General features: G+C 37.2%; 20 protein-coding genes and 1 pseudogene. 7 read left to right on the top strand and 14 right to left on the bottom strand.

Features of this window, described 5'->3' with window-relative positions; translation table 11 throughout:
• Positions 1-9: 9 nt before the first annotated feature.
• From ACTWPF_RS11855 to ACTWPF_RS11820, 8 genes are all read right to left on the bottom strand, one after another.
• Positions 10-1,236: a dicarboxylate/amino acid:cation symporter gene (locus ACTWPF_RS11855; RefSeq protein ID WP_443149215.1), complete on the bottom strand. Its 1,227-nt coding sequence runs from the start codon at positions 1,234-1,236 to the stop codon at positions 10-12.
• A gap of 76 nt (positions 1,237-1,312) precedes the next feature.
• The gene (locus ACTWPF_RS11850; RefSeq protein ID WP_443149214.1) at positions 1,313-2,170 is read right to left on the bottom strand and encodes a DUF421 domain-containing protein; all 858 of its coding nucleotides are present in this window, start codon (positions 2,168-2,170) and stop codon (positions 1,313-1,315) included.
• Positions 2,171-2,196: 26 nt separating this feature from the next.
• Complete coding sequence (locus ACTWPF_RS11845) at positions 2,197-2,397, bottom strand: DUF1657 domain-containing protein (protein WP_106896505.1); 201 nt, start codon at positions 2,395-2,397, stop codon at positions 2,197-2,199.
• An 11-nt stretch (positions 2,398-2,408) separates the two neighbouring features.
• Positions 2,409-2,759 (bottom strand): stage V sporulation protein AE, encoded by a 351-nt coding sequence (spoVAE, locus tag ACTWPF_RS11840; RefSeq protein ID WP_036573440.1) that lies wholly within the window; start codon positions 2,757-2,759, stop codon positions 2,409-2,411.
• Positions 2,756-3,772 (bottom strand): stage V sporulation protein AD, encoded by a 1,017-nt coding sequence (gene spoVAD, locus ACTWPF_RS11835; protein ID WP_443149213.1) that lies wholly within the window; start codon positions 3,770-3,772, stop codon positions 2,756-2,758. The genes spoVAE and spoVAD overlap by 4 nt, the downstream gene beginning before the upstream one ends.
• Positions 3,772-4,251 carry a stage V sporulation protein AC gene (gene spoVAC, locus ACTWPF_RS11830; RefSeq protein WP_106896507.1) on the bottom strand — a complete coding sequence of 160 codons (480 nt, stop codon included), beginning with the start codon at positions 4,249-4,251 and terminating at the stop codon, positions 3,772-3,774. Before spoVAC ends, spoVAD begins: the two co-directional genes overlap by 1 nt.
• Positions 4,252-4,269: 18 nt before the next feature.
• Positions 4,270-4,731, bottom strand: a complete 462-nt coding sequence (locus ACTWPF_RS11825) for a hypothetical protein (protein ID WP_443149212.1) — start codon at positions 4,729-4,731, stop codon at positions 4,270-4,272.
• A gap of 72 nt (positions 4,732-4,803) precedes the next feature.
• On the bottom strand, positions 4,804-5,010 hold the full coding sequence (locus ACTWPF_RS11820; RefSeq protein ID WP_106896509.1) for a DUF1657 domain-containing protein: 207 nt from the start codon (positions 5,008-5,010) through the stop codon (positions 4,804-4,806).
• A gap of 200 nt (positions 5,011-5,210) precedes the next feature.
• On the opposite strand from ACTWPF_RS11820, the gene ACTWPF_RS11815 reads away from it, so the two are divergent.
• Positions 5,211-5,663 (top strand): hypothetical protein, encoded by a 453-nt coding sequence (locus ACTWPF_RS11815; protein WP_106896510.1) that lies wholly within the window; start codon positions 5,211-5,213, stop codon positions 5,661-5,663.
• A gap of 306 nt (positions 5,664-5,969) precedes the next feature.
• Here the strand turns inward: ACTWPF_RS11815 and ACTWPF_RS11810 are convergent, their stop codons facing one another.
• Positions 5,970-6,290, bottom strand: coding sequence for a hypothetical protein (locus ACTWPF_RS11810; RefSeq protein WP_106896511.1), 321 nt, complete (start codon positions 6,288-6,290; stop codon positions 5,970-5,972).
• Between the two features lie 165 nt (positions 6,291-6,455).
• On the opposite strand from ACTWPF_RS11810, the gene ACTWPF_RS11805 reads away from it, so the two are divergent.
• The 3 genes from ACTWPF_RS11805 to ACTWPF_RS11795 all read left to right on the top strand — a co-directional run bounded on the left by ACTWPF_RS11805 (position 6,456) and on the right by ACTWPF_RS11795 (position 10,324).
• Entirely contained in the window at positions 6,456-6,869 is a 414-nt protein-coding gene (locus tag ACTWPF_RS11805; RefSeq protein ID WP_106896512.1) for a YwpF family protein, read from the top strand.
• A gap of 131 nt (positions 6,870-7,000) precedes the next feature.
• Positions 7,001-8,365 (top strand): TrkH family potassium uptake protein, encoded by a 1,365-nt coding sequence (locus tag ACTWPF_RS11800; protein WP_106896513.1) that lies wholly within the window; start codon positions 7,001-7,003, stop codon positions 8,363-8,365.
• 18 nt (positions 8,366-8,383) lie between these two features.
• Positions 8,384-10,324, top strand: coding sequence for a putative bifunctional diguanylate cyclase/phosphodiesterase (locus tag ACTWPF_RS11795; protein WP_443149211.1), 1,941 nt, complete (start codon positions 8,384-8,386; stop codon positions 10,322-10,324).
• A gap of 49 nt (positions 10,325-10,373) precedes the next feature.
• Here ACTWPF_RS11795 and ACTWPF_RS11790 read toward each other — a convergent pair.
• The 4 genes and pseudogenes from ACTWPF_RS11790 to lepB all read right to left on the bottom strand — a co-directional run.
• A pseudogene (locus ACTWPF_RS11790) lies at positions 10,374-10,451 on the bottom strand (YjcZ family sporulation protein); the annotation flags it as partial.
• Between the two features lie 177 nt (positions 10,452-10,628).
• Positions 10,629-11,777, bottom strand: coding sequence for a S1C family serine protease (locus ACTWPF_RS11785; RefSeq protein ID WP_443149210.1), 1,149 nt, complete (start codon positions 11,775-11,777; stop codon positions 10,629-10,631).
• Between the two features lie 15 nt (positions 11,778-11,792).
• A complete protein-coding gene (locus ACTWPF_RS11780) occupies positions 11,793-12,953 on the bottom strand; it encodes a zinc ribbon domain-containing protein (RefSeq protein ID WP_443149209.1) in 1,161 nt (386 codons plus the stop codon).
• 313 nt (positions 12,954-13,266) lie between these two features.
• Positions 13,267-13,791 (bottom strand): signal peptidase I, encoded by a 525-nt coding sequence (lepB, locus tag ACTWPF_RS11775; protein WP_443149208.1) that lies wholly within the window; start codon positions 13,789-13,791, stop codon positions 13,267-13,269.
• Positions 13,792-13,994: 203 nt separating this feature from the next.
• On the opposite strand from lepB, the gene ACTWPF_RS11770 reads away from it, so the two are divergent.
• Positions 13,995-14,171, top strand: coding sequence for an aspartyl-phosphate phosphatase Spo0E family protein (locus ACTWPF_RS11770; RefSeq protein ID WP_106896516.1), 177 nt, complete (start codon positions 13,995-13,997; stop codon positions 14,169-14,171).
• A gap of 12 nt (positions 14,172-14,183) precedes the next feature.
• Here the strand turns inward: ACTWPF_RS11770 and ACTWPF_RS11765 are convergent, their stop codons facing one another.
• A complete protein-coding gene (locus ACTWPF_RS11765) occupies positions 14,184-15,335 on the bottom strand; it encodes an aminotransferase A (RefSeq protein WP_443149207.1) in 1,152 nt (383 codons plus the stop codon).
• A 113-nt stretch (positions 15,336-15,448) separates the two neighbouring features.
• Between ACTWPF_RS11765 and ACTWPF_RS11760 the strand changes: the two genes are divergently transcribed.
• Positions 15,449-15,619 (top strand): FbpB family small basic protein, encoded by a 171-nt coding sequence (locus ACTWPF_RS11760; protein ID WP_106896518.1) that lies wholly within the window; start codon positions 15,449-15,451, stop codon positions 15,617-15,619.
• A gap of 98 nt (positions 15,620-15,717) precedes the next feature.
• Entirely contained in the window at positions 15,718-16,050 is a 333-nt protein-coding gene (locus ACTWPF_RS11755; RefSeq protein ID WP_106896519.1) for a hypothetical protein, read from the top strand.
• The last annotated feature ends 120 nt before the right edge of the window (positions 16,051-16,170 follow it).

Here is a 16,170-nt window from a genome sequence, read left to right as displayed (position 1 = left end):
GTTTTTTGTTTATACCTCAGCTTGTTTTATCCAATCTTTACCTTCTATCTGCCTTGTAACAAGCATACTGGAGACAGTATCACCAGTAACATTTACCATCGTTGCCGGTGGGTCAACTACTACTCCAATTGCCGAAATAATTGGCAATGCTTCCAACGGCAGTCCGTACAAGCTAATGATCATCATTTCACCCATAAATCCGCCTCCTGGAATCCCACTCATTACGATCCCGGACAGCAGACAAATGCCGATCGCCGTTAAAAATGTATCCCAACCACTAAAGTCCATGTTAAAGACACCAAATACAAAAGCAATCTTTAACATAGCAGAGAGGCAGGAACCATCCATATGAATGGTGGCGCCTAAAGGTAAGATCGTTTCCCTTACATCTTTTGGTACACCAATTCGTTTCGCTGCCTGTAGGTTAACAGGAAGGGAAGCAATACTGCTGCCTGTTCCTAGAGACGTTGCTGCAGGGGAGAGGATGTTTTTCCAAAAACGGATTACTCCAAGCTTCCCACCAGCTATAAATGCGTATAGAGTAAAGCCAATCGCAAAGTACAGTACTGCTACTGGATAATAAACGATCACTGCTTTTGCGTAATCCCCAATTAAATCAGCACCAAACTCTCCAATCAAAGAAGCGAAATATGCACCCAATCCAATTGGAGCATAATACATGACAAGCTGAACAAGCTTCATAAATACTTCAGATCCACTTGTCAAGAATTTGCTAAACCCTTTTGATTTCTCACCAGTTAATGCGGTTGATATACCTACTAAAACAGAGAATATAATAAGTGCAAGCATGTTTTGACGAGAGAATAGATCTACAAAGTCAGATACCGTAAATGTATTTACTAGTTGTTCAGAGAGCGTCAAATCCTCTGTGTTTTCAGGAGTTTCTAAAGGAATATCAACACCTTGACCTGGCTCAAAAATCACGGTAGCTACAAGCATGAAGACAGCTGCAATAATTCCTGTAACGATAAACACGCCCATCATGGAGCTCATGATTTTACCTAATCGCTTCATACTATCCATGCTCGCAATGGCGGAGGATATAGTAAAGAATACGAGAGGGATTACGATCATAAATAGTAAATTTATGAATAAGTCTCCTAATGGTTTAATAACGGTAGCATCTTCCCCAAAGACCAATCCAATAATGGAGCCAATAATAATTGAAGAAAGGAGAATAAGAGGGAAACGATATGCTTTTAATTTTTCTTTCATTTCTGTTCAGTCCTTTTCGTGTAATTGCAAGAATGCCGTTCTTCATTGTACACGAAAAAGACGAGTTGGTAAAAGGCTATTTGAGGTGAAATTGGACAAGGTCAATTGCGGTCTGCAGTTTTTTGCTGTTCTTTTCATACATTTTTTTTGCCTCTTCATTTTTCGTTGCTAAGGAAAAAAGCTCCAAATCGGCCTGACACTTTTTCATCGTAGCCAATAATAATGGCTTCTCAGTAGGCTCAGCGACTGCAATCTTGTCGTCATAAAGATCCACTGTCAATTGGCCATCATTATCTGCTTGTGCGAGAAAGACGTTTTCAATACTTACACTCATTTTATCTAACTCTGTCTCAAGCCAGTTCGTGTTTAAGGATAGATTTGCCAATGGTTCTAATAATACTTTACCATCCATAATAACAGCCTGCGGTTCTTTCTGTGGAGCTAGCTTCAAACCAAGGTCTTTCGCAGTCAGAGGCTGATTTTCCTTTTTAGGTAGGACGCTTAACGTACCAGAAGGTTCTAAAACAGCAAATTCTACATCTGAAGCAAGAAATACATTGTTATCACGTAATTTTTCTAGCAGGTCGTCTGTAGAATAACCTTCCTTCTTGAGGTTATCTTCCATTATTTTACCATCCTGAATAAAAACAGTACTTTTACCCTCAGTAAAATTACGGAATGACTTACTTTTTAAGGAGATATACTCTACTGCATAGGGGACGAGAAACCATACTGCCATGGCGACTAAACCATTTAAAATGTTACTATCTGGCTCAATTGTATGGATCGCGACAATGCCACCCAACACGATTCCAGAAATATACTCAAATATATTAAGCTGTGAGAGTTGTTTTTTTCCGAGCCATTTGGTTAGAAAAAATAAAATAGTAATGAGAAGAAGTGACTTTCCGATAACTATGACCCAATCTGGCATCTCGTTTTCTTCCTTCCTCGGTTAACTTAGTTGTATTGTGGTTCTTCCTTGCTCAGCATAATGACCTGTTTCTGCAAATCGTTTTTTACTTCGGTTATAATGGCTTCTGCATCCTTGAACGCTTGATAGGAATTTTGTTCATATGTTTTCTCGGCAAGCATTTGCAAGGATGCTTCAACACTCTTTATAGAAGAGAAACATGTTTTAACCTGGGATCCTACTGTCATGATTACACCTCCTATCCCTTTGGTTTAAAGATAATGGCCCCAATTACGCCAAATACAATAGCAGCAGAAATACCCGCACTGGTTACTTCGAACATTCCTGTGACAACACCAACTAGCCCATGTTTTTCTGCTTCTTGCATGGCACCATGTACCAGTGAATTACCGAAACTTGTAATTGGAACAGTTGCTCCAGCGCCAGCAAAATCAATTAGTGGCTCGTATAGGCCAATTCCGTCCAAAACTGCTCCAGCTATAACGAGGATGGTTAACGTTTGTCCAGGGTTCATTTTAAATACATCAAATAAAATTTGACCGATTACACATATGGCGCCACCGATAACAAATGCCCAGAAGAAAATCATGTTGCATCACTTCCTGACTCAATGGAAACTGCATGTGCAATACATGGTATAGGGTCCTTTTGTTGGATGCTTAGCGGGGAATGTAAGGACCCTGTAGCCACAAGCAACATTCGTTTAATCTCTCCTCTTTTAAGCTTGTTCAAAAAATGCCCATACGTTACAACAGCCGAACACGCTGGTCCACTAGCTCCAGCCAGAACTGGTTGTCCTTCTCTGTAGATGGTTAACCCACAATCCACATACTGGTCTTCTCTAATCGATAAACCCCTTTGTTTAAGCAGGTCTAGCGAAACCTCTCTTCCAATATGGCCTAGGTCGCCTGTAACAATAAGATCATAGTAAGAAGGATCAATATTTCTATCCTTAAAATGGGTTTCTATCGTATTTACAGCGGCAGCTGCCATAGCTCCTCCCATGTTAAAGGGATCTGTAATTCCCATATCAACAATTTTTCCAATTGTTGCAGAGGTAACAACAGGGCCGGAGCCTTCTTTAGCAACAAGCGCACACCCAGCTCCCGTCACAGTCCATTGAGAAGTAGGGGGCTTTTGTCCTCCGTATTCAGTAGGGTAGCGGAATTGTTTTTCAGCCGTAGCATTGTGACTAGAAGTACCACTAAGTATATAATCAGCACCACCACTATTAATAAAATATGCTGAAAGGGCAAGGCTTTCTGCAGATGTTGCACAGGCACTGAATATACCAAGGTAGGGGATGCCTATGGTTTTTGCAGTAAAGCTTGTAGGTGTTATTTGATTAATTAAATCTCCACTAATAAAAAACTGTACCTGTTCTTTTTCAATACTGCTTTTTTTCAACGCTACTTGACATGATTCTTCCATAAGCATTTGTTGTGCTTTTTCAAAAGAATCCTGCTTTAGCCACATATCTTCATGAAGGATATCAAAGTCCTCTGGGATACTTCCTTTGGCTTCAAATGGCCCTCCCACAACACCAGTAGAAATGATGGTTGGTTTATTCTCAAAAACCCAAGTCTGATGACCTTGTAACATTAGATTACCCCCCATTTTATTAAAAGGGTCTTTATCAATGCGATAACGAAAGCAGAAAATACGCCATATACAATGACAGGACCGGCAAGCTTAAGCATGTTACTACCCACACCTAAAATAAATCCTTCTGTTTTGTATTCAATCGCGGACGAGATCACTGCATTACCGAAACCTGTAACAGGTACAGCAGAGCCTGCCCCGGCGAATTGGCCAATTCTATCGTAAATGCCAAACCCTGTAAGTAGCATAGTTATAAAAATTAACGTAGCAGTTGTCGGATTACCAGCAGTTTGCTCGGTGAAATTAAAATAATATACATAAAAGGTTGAAATTAATTGGCCGATAAAGCATATGAAACCTCCAACAAGGAACGCCTTAAGACAATTTAATAATACGGGACGCTTTACTTCGCGATCTTGTTGAAATGCCTGGTAGTTCTGAGCTTCAGGTGGTAATTTTTTTTTCTTTTTATCTGCCATTTCGCTTCACTCATTTCGTTAAGTCTGTTCTTTGGAGAGGTCTACAATTTTCTTTACACGTTTCTCCATACTTTTCTTGGACATCGAACCTGATTTTAGTTTTTCTTCCAGTTTCTCTAACTCAATCGCAATCTTTTTATCTGTAGTTAGTTCCACCTTTAAATCAGGAAACATTTCTTTCATTTCTTTACTAAGTTGTTTTCGTATTTTAGCAAGTTTTAAACGTTGGTTTTGTTCCACTTGTACGGCTATAATTAATTGCTTCGATGTATTAACAGCTTTAATTGCCGTGATTTCCTTATAATTACTTAAGGCTGCTTTTGCCTGGTTTGCCTGTTGCTGACTCGTATTTTGATCTTTTGTCGAAATATGAGTTAAATCAAGTGCCTCGTTTTTATTTTTGGATGGTTCAAGTGCTGATTCGTTTCCACAACTGCATAGTGTACAAAGTAGGCCGATAAGAAGCAGCCATCTCTTCATGGACATTTTCTCACCCGTTTTCTCAAAGAATAATCAAAGGACTGGCTAACCAATCCTTTGACTTATCTATATTTAGAAACCCTTATACTGGGGCTCTTCTTTCTCCATTTGTTGAACTCTTGGTTCTACTGATTGCAGAATAGACATTGTTTGCTGTGCTGCGTCTTCGTATAATTTCTTTGCCTGTTTGTTTTCTGTTTGTAGGGCAAACTGCTCGAAGCTTGCCTGTGCACTCTTTAATCCAGCAATGGTCTGTTTTACTTGGCTACCAACTGTCATGTGTATCCTCCTTCGTAAGAATGTCACTACTTATAATGACAAAGAAGAGAATTATATATACAGTTAATAAATTTCCTTTTATACCCATTTTTTATAAAAATATTGAAAAAGTTGAAACATTTCCACTACCAAATCCGTCTTATAATATAAGCGAACAAAACGGCCGACCTTATTTTTATAAAAAGTAGGAGAGAGATACAATGAAAAGAAGGTATATATTTATAGGGGTACTATTTATTCTTTGCTTATTCGTTTTTATTTATCAGCAATTTGCTGGAGGACATACTATCCTTGCAGAAAACAAATCTTTTTCAAAACAGCAAGGAGATTTCATTTTACATATGAGTGTAATTCAGGTAGAAGAAGGAATAGAGGTTCGTCAGTCCATTCAGTATGTGGGAGAGGAACCTGTTGAAATTAAACATCAGTCACCATTGGTTTCCGTTTCCTTGAAAGATAAGAAACCCACTTTTACAGGGAGTATGGTGACAAAAAAACTGAGTAAAGGGAATGTATACTACCCACAGGACCCAGTAGTAATAACGGAGATTGACAACATAGAGGGTAGCTCATTATATGTAAACGCCAGGTTATTTACCGATACCGAGGAAAGAATTATGATCGAGCATGTTGAAGAGTTAGAGTTTAATTAAAAAGGAGCCAAGCTTTTATAGCAAGGCTCCTTTTAATTTTAAGAAGGAAAGTACATATGGTAGGATAGGATGCAATGACGACATAGTTTGAATTTGTAGACCCAAGTATAAGAAAAGACAAGCGAATGCAAGTTATCCCGGTGCAACCGTCCGTAAGACTCCCACTTCAAAACATGAGGTGAAACTAGTTTTGAGTGGGAGAAAACGGACGCTACCACCCCGATTCGTTCAACTAACAATCAGTGGGGGAAGAACGGAAACCCCCCACTGATTGTTAGTTTCACTTTATCTAATCTAAAATGTACTTTAAATGAGAACAGTCTTATCTTTTTCCATTATGTTTTCTTTTCTAAGTTCGACTTTTATTGACTTATTAAGTAATTGTGAAATCATATAATACACTTCTTTTGCATCTTGTCCATCAATAATAAGAACCAATGATTGATTTTTTCTGCAAAGAAGGAAAAAGGATAGTAGTTTTGGTAGGTTTTTTGTATCAGCAATAAGGTGATCTCGATAAAGGTACATATTTACATCGTTCTTAACAGCGTAATGATGAATCTTTACAATGTCTTGGGTGTGGATATTTTGGTTTAATTGTATTTTATATGATGACAGTTCTGACATCTTAATCTCTCCTCATAACTATTATTTATTAAATAGTTACCCGACCTCTTAGCTGACCAAACATAATAAGAAATTCATATAAATATATTCAATCGTATGCATTTCTGATACACTTTTAATGATAATAGAAAAACCTTTTAATTCATCGACGAATGGAGGAAGGCAATGAAGACTTTTAAATTAAAGAGTTTACAAATACTAGAACTAAACGACGATGGTATAGAACGTCATTCCTTAGACCTTATGGACGGGTTGATTATAAACAGAGAAGATGATCAACTAAGATGGACTGTAGAAGCGTATGTTAGCCGTGCGTACTCATCCTTTTTACATAGACTTTATGAAGAAAAGAGTGAGATTATTATTCGTGCTAAGATAACAACAGAGAGCAATGAACCTGCTATTTTTATTACTAACATTACAGGGGTAAATGATATTGGTGATAATATGAACGTATTATTCATCGGGAAACTGGTCGATCAAAAAACGAGTAAAGTGGAATTATTACTCTCTACCCTGATAGATGAAGGATATCGGGGAAATGCGCTTTTACCAGTGTTTAAACAGCGGATATTATGATGCCGACTTAGGTGGATGCCTGAATTTGTCGAAATTGCAAGCAATTCTTACCACCGCCTGTTATAATGTTAGTGACATTACAGCTTTTAAAGGCGTAGTAAGCATTAGTTAAGTGTTAGGAGTTAGGAAGTATGAATTATTGGAGTCCATTTTTTAAATGGATAAATAAATTATCACCGGTACAGGTGTTGCTCGTGTTTTATTTCTTTGCAGTAATTGTGTCAACTATTCTCATGTCACTACCTTTTGTATACCAGGAGAATGTACGAGTAGAATTTATTGATATACTATTTACTGCAGTTAGTGCCTTAAGTGTTACAGGGCTCAGTACAATTACCATAGCAGACACGCTGAGCACGCCAGGTATTCTTGTTTTGGCCTTTATTCTACAGCTCGGTGCAGTTGGGATAATGGCTATTGGTACGTTCATCTGGCTATTATTAGGAAAAAAAATTGGTTTAAAAGAGCGACGGCTTATTATGGCGGATCAGAATCAGACTACTTTTGAAGGAATGGTCCGTTTAATTAAGCAAATTGTTTTCGTGCTGCTTACCATTGAACTAATCGGGTTTATTGTGTTGGGTACATATTTCTTGCGTTATTTCCCGACTCCCGGTGAAGCCTATCTACAAGGTTTTTTTGGAACAATTAGTGCAATTACCAATGGTGGATTTGATATAACAGGTCAATCCTTAATACCGTATCGTAATGACTATTTTGTTCAATTCATTAATATTCTTCTCATTATTTTCGGAGCGATTGGTTTCCCTGTCCTCATCGAGGTAAAAGAATATTTGTTCGAAAAAGAAGAAAATAGAAAAAGGATACGGTTTAGTTTGTATACAAAGCTGACAACATTTACCTTCTCAATACTCGTTGTTATTGGTGCTTTGTTCATCTATATTCTTGATTTTAATCACTTTTTTGCAGATAAATCATGGCACGAGTCTTTCTTTTACGCATTGTTTCAGTCGGTAACAACGCGAAGTGGAGGCCTCACAACAATGGATGTCACGCAATTAACGGAATCCAACCACTTATTTATGTCCTTGTTGATGTTTATCGGTGCTTCTCCTAGTAGTGCGGGAGGCGGGATCAGGACAACAACCTTTGCTCTTGTGGTCATTTTTATCATTACATACGCCCGTGGTGGAAGTAGTATTCGCATTTTCAAAAGAGAAGTGTATGATGAAGACCTAATTAAAGCTGTTGCAGTAGCACTAATGGCTATCGTTATTGTGTTCCTTTCCATGATGATCATGTCAATCATTGAACCGTTCTCTCTATCCCAAATATTATATGAAGTAACTTCCGCATTTGGTACGGTTGGGCTATCTTTAGGTATCACCAGCGATTTGCAGCCAATTAGCAAAGTGATTCTGATGTTGTTAATGTTCATAGGGCGCGTAGGGATCATTACATTATTATTTACTTTTAAAAATAGAAAAAGAAGCGGTAAGTATCGTTATCCTAAAGAGAAAATTATCATTGGCTAAGATGGAGGGAGCATTACTATGGAAGACACTTTTTTTCCATTTAATCAAAATTTGCTATCCAGTTTAAACGAGCCCATAATGTTTGTTGATCATAGTGGCACGCTTTTGGCAGGGACCAACGCGGCATATAAGTTAATAGGCTGTAATAAAGACAACGTTTTAGCTAACCTAAATGACTACTTTGATTTCGAAAAAATGAAAGCGGCAGTAAACTGTACCTGTATTTTGCCACTTAAACGAGATCATGCAACCTTTCTTGAAGCCAAGTGTGTTTTCTTAAAAGAGGACACCTATGGAATTGTTCTTAAGCCCCTCGAGCTACCAGGTGGAGGAACGTTCCAAATTAAAGATACAGTAAAAGAAAGCGAAGGATTACTTATCCTCGACGGCGACAAAATTATAGATTGTAATGAATCGTTTGCAACGATTTTTCAGTATTCCCGTATCCAACTTAAATCGATTCGACTTAGCGAACTTTTACAGCTTAATAAAGGAACAATAGACGCGGAGTGGTGGAAGGGAACCGAGAGCGGGATTCTGGCAGGGAAAAAGAGCAACGGCTCTCCGGTTTATATTCAAGTATTAGATTATTCTAGCTATCATGGCAAAGAGGGCGCCCGGATCTTTCTTATTAAAAACGTTACAGACCAGGTGAAAAATGAAAAGCGAATCGAATACATGGCATATTATGATGAGCTGACAGATCTTCCAAACCGAAACTTTTTTATGAAAATACTTGATGAAGCAATCAATAAGTCTAAGAAATTAGGAGAAGAGCAGCTTGCTGTATATTTTCTTGATATTGATTATTTCAAAGAGATAAATGAAACGCTTGGTTATTCTTTTGGGGATAAGTTATTAAAAGCAATAAGCGATAAATTGAAATCTTTTCTAGGGCCTGATACGTTCATTGCAAGAATAGGCGGGGATGAATTTCTTTTGCTTCAAAATGGGATAAAGGCAAAGGAGCATACCGTAAAACTTGCTGAAGATCTTATTGTGGAATTTGAGAGTCCTGTCAAAATTGGAGAACACGACATTTATACGTCTATTAGTATTGGAATCAGCGTCTATCCGAATAACGGAAAATCACCAGAGGCATTGCTGACTCACGCTCAATCTGCGATGCATGTAATTAAGGAAAAACACCGTAATAATTATAAAATGTTTGAAACATCTATTTCTGAGAACTTTAAATCAATGCTTACAATGGAAAGTGACTTACGGAAAGCTCTACAAAAAGAACAGTTTGAATTACATTATCAGCCCCAGAAAAATTTGCTTACAGGGGGAATAGTCGGGATGGAAGCATTGCTTCGCTGGAATCATCCAGAAAAAGGGTATATTCCACCATTAGATTTTATTTCGCTTGCCGAACGAACAGGGCTGATAATAGAAATTGGTGACTGGGTTATGTACGAAGCCTGTAGGCAAAATAAACTTTTACAGGGAAAAGGGTATGACCCTGTTATTGTAAGTGTTAATTTGTCAGCGAAACAGTTTCACCAAAAAAACCTCGTTACCAAAATAAAGAATACCTTAAAGGAAACGGGGCTGGATCCAAAATATTTAGAACTCGAAATCACAGAAAGTATGGCAATGACAAACGAGCACTACATTCTTAACACTTTACAGCAATTAAGGGAGCTTGGAGTCCTTGTCTCCATTGATGATTTTGGCACAGGTTACTCATCATTACGATATTTAAGTGTGTTTCCAGTTACGAAGTTAAAGATTGATAAGACGTTTATGGATGCTTCACAAAAGCAAAATAAAGCCATCGTAAAATCAATTATACATATGTCACATTCCTTAAATATGAAAGTAATTGCTGAGGGAGTAGAAACACATGAACAGATTGAATTTCTCAGGGAAGAAAATTGTGATGAAATGCAAGGATATTATTTTAGTAAACCTTTACCACCAGCAAAGCTAATTCAATTGTTAACAGCAGGATAAGAAAAACAAGCTTGCGCTATTAATGAAATAGCGCAAGCTTGTTGTTTAATTAGCAATAAAAAGCTGCACCTACAATGATTAAAAGAATAAAAAGCACTACAATTAGTGCAAAGTTATTTCCATAACCACTACCGCCGCCACAACCAGCGCCGCCGAATCCGCCATAGCCGTAACCCATTCTTTTCACCTCCCCTTGTTCTTACAGTTTACTATATGTATATCGTTTAGAATTGTATAGACGAATGCCTAGTTCAAAAAATAAACCTGCTACCACAGGAAGGTAACAGGTTAGTGAGAGGAATTATTAATCTGTATTATCGATAATCTCTACAATTTTTAATTGGTCATTTTCATAATCCGTAATAAATTCAAAAGTATGTTTCTTCTTTTCCGTCTTCTCTTTATTTTCTAGTTTGCTCTCAATTTCAACTTCTACAGTTGTTTTGACTGTATTCGTCTCGGTTACATTGCTAGTTAGATCGCTATACTCTAACTTTACGATATGAATGTACTCTTCACGAAAGTCTTGGTAAGAGGTTTGGGATTGCATATTACTCCCCAGCAGTGTATATGCATTAACATAATCTCTTATATCAATACTTTCCAGGAAATAGTCAATCAGGTACTCTGCATCCTCCATAAATTGTTCAGGGGTGTTTGTGTCAATAATATCTGTTGTGCTTGTAAACTCTAAATTCTCATTCTGGGCCTCATTTGACCACTTTTCTATGTCACCGATTACTTCATTTGTCGGGATGCTAAATCCGATGGTACCATCCTCTGTACCTACAGAATTAATTCCAACTACTTTTCCTGTATTTCTATGAATTAAAGGGCCCCCACTATTGCCGTGGGTGATTTGAGCAGAGATTTGATATACATTAGAGTAATCAAAGCCATCAACTGAGAAATTGCGCTCTGCACCGGAAATGATTCCAAGTGTCACGGTATTTTGAAAACCATGAGGACTACCCAGGGCAATAATTTCATCACCAATCTCCGCATTAAGATCTTTTTCCACTTCTAAATAATTTTTACCTGCGAGCTGTGGTACCCGGATAACTGCAACGTCAAGACTTTCACCAATGCCAACAACAGCAGCAGGATATATTTGTGCGTTAGCCGTTCTAACATATATGGTATCTGCATCACGAATTACGTGGGCATTCGTTATTATATCTCCTTTTTCATTAAATAAGAATCCAGAACCTGTAAGCGTACTTTCGTCATTTTGCGCTTCTATTTGAATAACGTTTTTTTCAGCCTCATGAATAATGGATTTAAGATCTAGTGTTTCTTCATTAACGTTAACTTTGTTAATAGTAGGGTTATTAACAGAGATTTCTTCATCATTCCAACTATTGTACATTAAAACACAAAGTACAATTCCTACCGTGAGTAACAACACGGAAAGGATGATAGGAAGATATTTCTTTTTATGCAATAAAAACACCTCTTTTGGGGGAAGTCAGTCTGTGTACCAAGTAATTTTCTGAACCTCAATATTCAGATCTTTTCCTTTTTCATCTATGTCGAAATGAGTATATTCAAACTTACCTGTTTCACCGGGGTATAATTTATCCGGAAAGACAAACACTTCGTTTGTTAGTATTTCGTTTCCTTCCTTTGTTGCAAGAGAATAATTGATTAAAACGGAATTTACAGGAATGGTTGCGACGCTTTTTACTTCACCTTGTACAACAAGTTTACCTTGTTTGTCCTTTGATAGGTCAACTTCAACCAGTTCAATTGCATCCGTTTCATTCAACTGCCTTTCCTCTTCAGCAGTTGTCATAGCCTGCTCAATTCTTTGCTCTTGGGCCGTTTCGAAAGCCACCTGTTCCTTATCTATTGTTGTCTTAAGACTCCGAAGTTTCTCTGAGTCGGGGGCATATTTCAGCCCGTCTTCCACGATAATCTGAGCATCATTAAATTGCTTGCTGTTTAATTGTTCATTCGCTTTCGTATACGTATAATCTACTATTTGCTCTCGAATGCTTGTGGTAATAGTATTAGCTTCCGTACTATCTATTGCCTCTGCATCCCACAGTAATATTTTTAATTCATCAATGTTAGATTCTTTGTTCAGTACATTCTTTATTTGTTCAAGCTTTATATTATTTCTTGTTGCACCTATGTCAGAAATCAATTTATTTATTCCAGGACCATTAAAGGTATTTAGATCGCTCTCTGAATCATTAATAAGAGAAAGGGCCTCTTGGTATTTATCTTCTTCTAACAGCTTTTCAGCCTTTTCTAGGGAAGATTCTGCCTGAATCGCTTTACTTAAGAAACTCAGTGAAATCTCTGCCTGCGTGAAATGTGGCTTGTACTCTAGGACAGTTTCAAATGTTTCATTAGCTTTTGCGTAATCCCCTTTTAATACAAGTTCTTCACCCTCGGCGTATAATGCCTGCGCTTCATTCGTCTTATTTTCCAGGATTAGATAGAGTAATCCAGAAAAAAGAAGTATCACGAAAAAAACAGAAAGAGGAAGCAACCAAAATTTGTTGAATTTTTTTGAAGTTATAAATCGCTCATTTATATCAAGAGGAAGTTTTTCCCCACAAGTAATACAGTAATGTTCGTCGCTTTTTATAGATGATCCGCAATAAGGGCAGTGTAGCATTATGTGCCTCCCAAAATCTCTCGAAGTTTGTCAAATGAAAATATACTACTTTATTTTATCACATTTTTGCTTTATTTAGGGAGAAGATATTGATATGATGAAAGGGTAACAAATAGGTGATATGATCGAAAGAAGATTTGGGGCAGGGGGTGCATAAGCATGCTTGAAGCAGTATTTGGGATTGTTTGTTTTGGTATCCTATTAATGAATATTGGATTTTGTTTATATGACAATGAAAGATAAAAAAAGACAGACTGCTTGTCTGTCTTTTTAGAGAAATATGGGAAGTTATTGTAGCTGAACCCACAGTGCTTTACCTAGTTAGCGACCATTCATCGAATGGGAAGATGATTAATTCTGATCTGCCAATAATATTATCTTCCTCAATAAAGCCAAGGCCATTTCTGCTATCTTTACTGATCGCACGATTATCTCCCATTACAAAGTAATTGTCCTCAGGGACCTCGATTGGTCCATAGCTTCCGGTTTGCATTTCTGCTTCTTCACTAAGAAATGTTTGCTCGTATTTTTCCCCATTTATATATAGGCTACTACCATTTATTTCAATTGTATCTCCAGGCAATCCAATAACTCGTTTCACATAGTTTTTTAGGGGCCTTTCGATGATGACAATATCTCCACGTTCTGGTTCACCAACGAGGTAAACAAACTTATTAAAGATTACTCTTTCCCCATCCTTCAAAGTAGGATCCATACTTTCCCCATCGACTATGGATGTCGCAAATAAGAAAGTACGTAAAAAAAGAGCTATTAAAACAGCTATAATGATGGCTTTGGCCCATTCGAACCATTCATTTTTCTTTTTTCGTTCGGTCACCGAAGACATCCTTTCCAAAATACATTTCTCTATAATAGTAGCATAGTAAGCAATTGTTATCGAGTTTCAAAACTGCTGTAGTTTATGACAAGGAAAAATATTATACCCTATAAACAATGTGGTATAAAATAACTTGTCACAATCTGTAAATTTATGCTAAAGTAAAGTAAATTAACATAGAAGGGGGCAGACAAACTACGATAATGTGTGCATTAGACAAACTCTTAAAACGTATTGAATTTCTGCGTAAAAAAATGACCGAAGTCGCTCTGGAAAAAGGTTTCACAAATTTAGAGTCAGTAGCAATCAGTCAAGAACTTGATCGCCTACTGAATCTCTATGACAATATGAAAAAGCAAAGTTCTCGTAAAGCCGACTAGATGCCCCTTTCCTTACATTTGCAAAAATCCTTCTAATCGATCTAATGCTTTTTTAATTGTTTCTAAATCATATGCGTAAGATAAACGCATGTATCCTTCTCCAACCACTGAAAAGCTACTACCTGGCACTAAAGCAACCTTTCCTTTACGAACAAGCTCCAATCCGAGCTGGAAAGAGTCCATTTCTTTCATGGGAAATTTAGGGAAGAAGTAAAATGCACCCTCAGGTTTATTAACAGACAGCCCCATAGACACTAACCTTTTATATACATATTCTCTTCTTACATTATAGGCTTCCTGCATAATTAGCGTATCATTTTTACCATTCGTTAATGCTTCAAGAGCAGCATATTGACTTATGGATGATGCACAAGACACATTGTACTGATGTACTTTTAATAATTCTTTTGCTAGCCATGATGGTGCAAGTAAATAACCAATCCGAAAGCCTGTCATCGAATGGGACTTGGATAAGCCGTTTATAACAATTGTTTTATCTCTAATTGATTCAAACGAAGCGATAGAGTAATGTGGCCTTTCATACACTAATTCACTATAAATTTCATCTGCCAAGATGAAAATATCTTTGTCCTTTAATACGGACACCAATTCGTTTAGTTCCTCTTTGGTAAAAGAAGCACCAGTTGGATTGGAAGGGTAGGGAAGAACAACACATTTCGTTCTATCTGTAATATGTTGAACCAAATTCTCTTTTGTAAGTTTAAATGCATCATTTGTGGTATCCGCATAAACTGCTTTCGCCCCGGCTAGGGTGATAAGTGGCTCGTACCCCGGATAGATAGGTCCTGGTAAAATTACTTCATCTCCACTATTTAAAATCCCCCTAAAAGTAATATCGATGGCTTGAGAAGCACCAGTAGTAACGATAATTTCCTTATCAGGATCATAGCTGATATGATATTTCTCTTCATTATATGCAGCGATAGCCTTTCGTAATTCAAGGATTCCAGCATTATGTGTATAACCTGTTTTGTTTGAGGACAATGCGTTTACTGCTGCCTGTTTTATATGTTCAGGTGTATGAAAGTCAGGTTGTCCAATTGTTAGAGAAATAACATCCTCTTCATCCGCCACCATATTAAAAAATTTCCTAATGCCAGATATTTCGATTTGTTTAAGTTTTTGGTTCAACATATGTTCCATTATAGCCTCCTGCATGGTCATTTTTTCAAATGTTATAAAATGTTCAAAAAATTTAGATCTACTTCAGTTAGAATAGGGTATACTTTTATATAATACTAGAAGGAGTGTATCATATGCGACCAAAAACGTTAAATTTCGAACAACTTTTTCAACAAAATAAGCAAGAGCTTATGGAAGATAAAAGGGAGTTATCGCAAATCGAAGTCCGCTTGGAAAAAAGACAGTCCGACAGTGTCATGTTGAAGAAGGAACGAGCCCAGAACAAGACTTTACAATCTGAATAAAGATGGGGATTTTTCACCTCTAGAGTTAAAGAAAGTGAAGTATAAAGTTAGGTAAACTAGTGGACAATGCTAAAAAGAGTATGGAAGGAAGTATAGCATTGTTCTTAAATATAATTACAAATGTGCAGGAAAGTAAACTAGAGGATTCGAGTTATCTATATATTTTAGTAACAATTGGTTTAGCTATCGGCTATCTATTGGTAAGACCGGCTGTGAAATGGTTTATTACGAACCGTGTGTTCGATCTCCTAAGTTATATAATGGTTAGTTTAATTCTCTGTATCATGCTATCTGCCAGTTATTTTATGCTGGGACTCTCACCAGAATTGTTCCGTCTCTTTCTAAAAGTAACACTCCAGCTATTGGCATACTTTGGGGCTGGATTAGTTATATGGAATCTAATTAGGGTACTATTTATAAAACATAGTTAATACAGAACCCGAAAGAAAAGCAAACGTATAAGTGAGGTGCTAAACTTGCGAGATGACGCGAAAACTTTCCGAAATAAATTCGTAAACTCAGAGAGTAGTAAGGCACATTTAGAAGGGAAC

Source organism: Oceanobacillus sp. M65 (assembly GCF_052246275.1).
Taxonomy (GTDB): Bacteria; Bacillota; Bacilli; order Bacillales; family Amphibacillaceae; genus Oceanobacillus_B; species Oceanobacillus_B jordanicus.
Note: the sequence above shows the minus strand (reverse complement) of the source record. Positions and strands in the feature narration are given on the sequence as shown.

What these genes read in the sequence shown, in the direction of transcription:
- ACTWPF_RS11855 (WP_443149215.1), bottom strand. Translation starts at nt 1,236, where the DNA reads ATGAAAGAAAAATTAAAAGCATATCGTTTCCCTCTTATTCTCCTTTCT.
- ACTWPF_RS11850 (WP_443149214.1), bottom strand. Translation starts at nt 2,170, where the DNA reads ATGCCAGATTGGGTCATAGTTATCGGAAAGTCACTTCTTCTCATTACT.
- ACTWPF_RS11845 (WP_106896505.1), bottom strand. Translation starts at nt 2,397, where the DNA reads ATGACAGTAGGATCCCAGGTTAAAACATGTTTCTCTTCTATAAAGAGT.
- spoVAE (WP_036573440.1), bottom strand. Translation starts at nt 2,759, where the DNA reads ATGATTTTCTTCTGGGCATTTGTTATCGGTGGCGCCATATGTGTAATC.
- spoVAD (WP_443149213.1), bottom strand. Translation starts at nt 3,772, where the DNA reads ATGTTACAAGGTCATCAGACTTGGGTTTTTGAGAATAAACCAACCATC.
- spoVAC (WP_106896507.1), bottom strand. Translation starts at nt 4,251, where the DNA reads ATGGCAGATAAAAAGAAAAAAAAATTACCACCTGAAGCTCAGAACTAC.
- ACTWPF_RS11825 (WP_443149212.1), bottom strand. Translation starts at nt 4,731, where the DNA reads ATGAAGAGATGGCTGCTTCTTATCGGCCTACTTTGTACACTATGCAGT.
- ACTWPF_RS11820 (WP_106896509.1), bottom strand. Translation starts at nt 5,010, where the DNA reads ATGACAGTTGGTAGCCAAGTAAAACAGACCATTGCTGGATTAAAGAGT.
- ACTWPF_RS11815 (WP_106896510.1), top strand. Translation starts at nt 5,211, where the DNA reads ATGAAAAGAAGGTATATATTTATAGGGGTACTATTTATTCTTTGCTTA.
- ACTWPF_RS11810 (WP_106896511.1), bottom strand. Translation starts at nt 6,290, where the DNA reads ATGTCAGAACTGTCATCATATAAAATACAATTAAACCAAAATATCCAC.
- ACTWPF_RS11805 (WP_106896512.1), top strand. Translation starts at nt 6,456, where the DNA reads ATGAAGACTTTTAAATTAAAGAGTTTACAAATACTAGAACTAAACGAC.
- ACTWPF_RS11800 (WP_106896513.1), top strand. Translation starts at nt 7,001, where the DNA reads ATGAATTATTGGAGTCCATTTTTTAAATGGATAAATAAATTATCACCG.
- ACTWPF_RS11795 (WP_443149211.1), top strand. Translation starts at nt 8,384, where the DNA reads ATGGAAGACACTTTTTTTCCATTTAATCAAAATTTGCTATCCAGTTTA.
- ACTWPF_RS11780 (WP_443149209.1), bottom strand. Translation starts at nt 12,953, where the DNA reads ATGCTACACTGCCCTTATTGCGGATCATCTATAAAAAGCGACGAACAT.
- ACTWPF_RS11770 (WP_106896516.1), top strand. Translation starts at nt 13,995, where the DNA reads ATGTGTGCATTAGACAAACTCTTAAAACGTATTGAATTTCTGCGTAAA.
- ACTWPF_RS11765 (WP_443149207.1), bottom strand. Translation starts at nt 15,335, where the DNA reads ATGGAACATATGTTGAACCAAAAACTTAAACAAATCGAAATATCTGGC.
- ACTWPF_RS11760 (WP_106896518.1), top strand. Translation starts at nt 15,449, where the DNA reads ATGCGACCAAAAACGTTAAATTTCGAACAACTTTTTCAACAAAATAAG.